Source organism: Methanosarcina spelaei (genome assembly GCF_002287235.1).
Classification (GTDB): Archaea; Halobacteriota; Methanosarcinia; order Methanosarcinales; family Methanosarcinaceae; genus Methanosarcina; species Methanosarcina spelaei.
Genome location: NZ_LMVP01000174.1, coordinates 1 through 3,630, shown reverse-complemented (window position 1 = coordinate 3,630; position 3,630 = coordinate 1). Strand labels below are relative to the sequence as shown.

The window sequence follows — 3,630 nt, the reverse complement described above, 5'->3', positions numbered from 1 at the left end:
CAAAATATGATAAGGGAAAATGGAAAAACTATTATATTTTTTATGCGGTTGAAAATCCCTTAAATTTGAAGAGGATACATTTTAAAAGCTAATTTGAGATCCTAACATTAAATTCTTATAATACATTAAACTCTTATAATACATTAAACTCTTATAATACATTAAACTCTTTTCTATTTTGTTTTGTGATGTACTCGGATAGATTGCTTTTGTCTTTTTCTCTGTTTGTCCATATTATAAGTTAATTTACTGTTTCTTATTAATTTAGTGTGAAAAACAGAAAGATTTTCTTTTTCTATTAGTTTTACTTAAGAATCATGATTCTGGAAATAACTTTCATAAGTTTTTAACGATAAAACGATATAACTATAATTTTAAATAGTATATGAGTATAATTGCATATACTCATATAAAGGTGGTGATGCCGCGGATATTGTGCAAATATTTAAGGCGCTTGCTGATGAAAACAGACTACGGATACTGAATCTTTTAAGAAACGGTGAACTATGCGTCTGTGATATTGAAGCAGTTCTGAATATTAAACAATCCAATGTTTCCAGGCATCTTAATAAGTTGAAAACGGCAAAGATTATCGTCTCCGAAAAAAAATCTCAGTGGGTTTATTACCGACTTAATAAGGAAATTTTTCTAAAATATCCTTTTCTCTTAATCATTCTCAACAACGAAATTCGAAAGATCAATATTTGCGAAGAAGACTTATCTTTGTTAGAAAAATTCAAAACAAGCGGTAGATCTTGCGAGTAACTATTTAAAATAATTATTTTCATTAAAACAGAGGAAGGTCATATGGAAAAGTCCACTGTATCAAAATTGTCGTTTTTAAATCGTTATTTAACTGTTTGGATTTTCCTGGCTATGTTTATCGGTGTAGCCTTAGGTTTCGTTTTTCCCGGCTTTGCGAAATTTTTGCAGAGCCTTTCTATTGGCACCACATCCATTCCCATTGCCATTGGATTAATAGTTATGATGTATCCTCCACTGGCGCGGGTTAAATATGAGGAATTAGGCAAGGTTTTCAAAAATCATAAGGTATTGTTTTTGTCCTTACTGGAAAACTGGATTATTGGCCCTGTTTTGATGTTTATCCTGGCAATAGTATTTTTGAGGGACTATCCCGAGTACATGGCAGGCGTGATTCTAATAGGGCTCGCAAGATGTATTGCCATGGTAATTGTATGGAATACTCTGGCAGACGGAGACAATGAGTATGCTGCTGCTCTGGTCGCCTTCAATTCTATCTTTCAGTTAGTCTTCTATTCCGTCTTTGCTTACTTCTTCATAACTGTACTGCCTGAGTGGTTGGGACTTAGTGGTATGGAAATAGATGTTTCTATGAGAGAAGTTGCCCAGAGTGTTGCCATTTACCTTGGAATTCCTTTCGCTGCGGGCTTTTTAACCCGTTACTTCCTGCGTCCTTCAAGAGGAGCAAAATGGTATGACGAAGAGTTCATTCCCAGAGCAGGCCCGATTTCGCTTTACGCTCTACTATTTACGATTATTGTAATGTTTTCACTAAAAGGCGAATATATCGTTACTTTACCTTTAGATGTTGTAAGGATTGCAATTCCTCTCTTAATCTACTTCGTAGTTATGTTTGGGATCTCCTTTTTTATTGCTATGAAGTTAGGGGTAAATTACGGACAGACGACATCCCTTTCTTTTACCGCAGCCAGCAATAATTTCGAACTGGCAATTGCAGTGGCAGTAGCAGTTTTCGGCATAGATTCCGGGCAAGCATTTGCAGCGGTAGTAGGTCCTCTGATTGAAGTGCCCGTTATGATAGGACTTGTCAATGTTGCACTTTACTGGAGAAAGAAATATTGTATCTCCTTCAAAACATGTGGAGGATAATAAACTCAAAATTGCTTCTCTGAATCCTATGTTCCAAATAATCAATTAAATTTCGGATCATGGGAGCAATCCTGAAAATTCTTGATGATTAAGAACTAAATGGCTTTTGGGATAGGCTCGTTAAATAGAAGTCAACATCTCAGTTAATAACTCATTAAATGAAAATAGTAAATGATCAAAAAGTGAACTAAATAACCTTTTAACAATTTTACTTAGAAAAAAGGAGCTTTTACATGGGATGGCCTGCAACTTCCGGTGATTATATAGTAGGAGACCAAAAATCTCCCGTAGCAGTAGTAACTCTTGCTTCTGACTATCGAAGCATGAACCTGAAAAACTACGCCATCTGTGGAACCTGTTTTACGGAGAATTTCGGGATTGAGAAGGTAATAGTTAATGTGCTTTCTAACTCTCACATAAGTTGCCTTATTGTCTGCGGGAAGGAAAGTGACCATTTTGCCGGACAGTCCTTGCTGGCACTTGCCGAAAACGGGGTTTCGACTTTCGGAGGATCAAAAAAGATTATAGGGTCAGAAGGAGTGATTCCTTATCTTGACGATATTCCGGCGACCGCAGTCTCCCGCTTCCTCCGGGAAATTGAGATTATTGACCTTGTATCCTAGATTCGGCAGGTAAACATATAAGTTAATATAATTATTCTCACATCTTTTTTCTTGATTTTCCATGGCAGACAAAAACAACAGTCGACTAGTCGAATCCTCAATAAAACGTACAAGATTTTTAGGTCACCTTGGTCTCATTGCTGGAGTTTTCCGAGAACTTGAAGTTGACAAACTGATCGATGAGAAACTCCCAAAGGAAAGGGATCACAAGATTCCTCACTCAGTCTGCATCCTTGCCATGGTACTCAATGGTCTTGGTTTCATAGGTCAACGTCTATACCTTTTTCCTGACTTTTTCAGGAATATTTCTATAGAAAGACTTTTTGGAGAAGGTGTAACACGAGAAGATCTGAATCAATATGCTATCGGAGAAACTCTTGACAGAATCGTAAAGTATGGTCCTACAAAACTGTTTACGGAAATTGTTCTTCACATTATGAACCGTCTACCTATTCCTGTCCATTGTTTACACGCTGACACTACAAGTGTCAGCGTTTATGGTGATTATCAAGACGAAGAAACGGAGTCTATTGATATCACTTTTGGAATTCCCAAAAACGGAAGATGGGATCTCAAACAATTTGTGCTAAGTTTGATTGTAAATCAGCATGGAATACCCCTTTTTATGAACACTCATTCAGGGAATGCTTCCGACAAAAGCACAATTCTGGAAGCAATAAAGTCCCTCAAATCAGCTGTAAGTCCTGAAAGCAAAGTGTACTATGTCGCTGATAGTTCCTTTTACACTGACAATAATATCAATAATATAGGAAAGTCATTCTGGATCAGTCGTGTTCCTGCAACAATTAATGAGGCAAAGGAACTGCTAACTGCAAATCTAAACCTGAAGCCACTGAAAAGCGACGAAAGATACTCATTTTATCAAACCTTTGTTGATTATGGGGGAGTCAAGCAAAAGTGGGTTTTGTTGCTTTCTCATAAAATGAAAGAAAAGAAAGAGATAACTCTCAGAAAGAAGCTTCAAAATGAACTTGAAAAAGCAGAAAAGTCGCTTAAAAAACTGGTAGGAGAGGACTTCTTCTGTGAAGAAGATGCATTAAAAGCAGCAGAAAAATGGACTGCAGATTTCCCTTCTATTGTGTTTGAAAAAGTAGATTTGAAAACCGTTAAAAAA

The 3,630-nt window shown here is 36.6% G+C and carries 3 protein-coding genes and 1 pseudogene; all 4 read left to right on the top strand.

Features of this window, described 5'->3' with window-relative positions; genetic code table 11:
- Positions 1-435: 435 nt before the first annotated feature.
- Complete coding sequence (locus tag ASJ81_RS10030; RefSeq protein WP_245860019.1) at positions 436-765, top strand: ArsR/SmtB family transcription factor; 330 nt, start codon at positions 436-438, stop codon at positions 763-765.
- 42 nt (positions 766-807) lie between these two features.
- Positions 808-1,872 carry an ACR3 family arsenite efflux transporter gene (gene arsB, locus ASJ81_RS10025; RefSeq protein ID WP_095644344.1) on the top strand — a complete coding sequence of 355 codons (1,065 nt, stop codon included), beginning with the start codon at positions 808-810 and terminating at the stop codon, positions 1,870-1,872.
- Between the two features lie 227 nt (positions 1,873-2,099).
- Positions 2,100-2,489: pseudogene (locus tag ASJ81_RS10020) on the top strand (tetrahydromethanopterin S-methyltransferase subunit A); the annotation flags it as partial.
- A gap of 67 nt (positions 2,490-2,556) precedes the next feature.
- Positions 2,557-3,630 (top strand): IS1634 family transposase (locus ASJ81_RS10015; protein ID WP_095644342.1); only part of this gene is annotated, 1,074 nt, incomplete at its 3' end.

Bases quoted from the DNA above. Each gene is read 5' to 3' on its own strand.
- arsB (WP_095644344.1), top strand. From the start codon at position 808: ATGGAAAAGTCCACTGTATCAAAATTGTCGTTTTTAAATCGTTATTTA.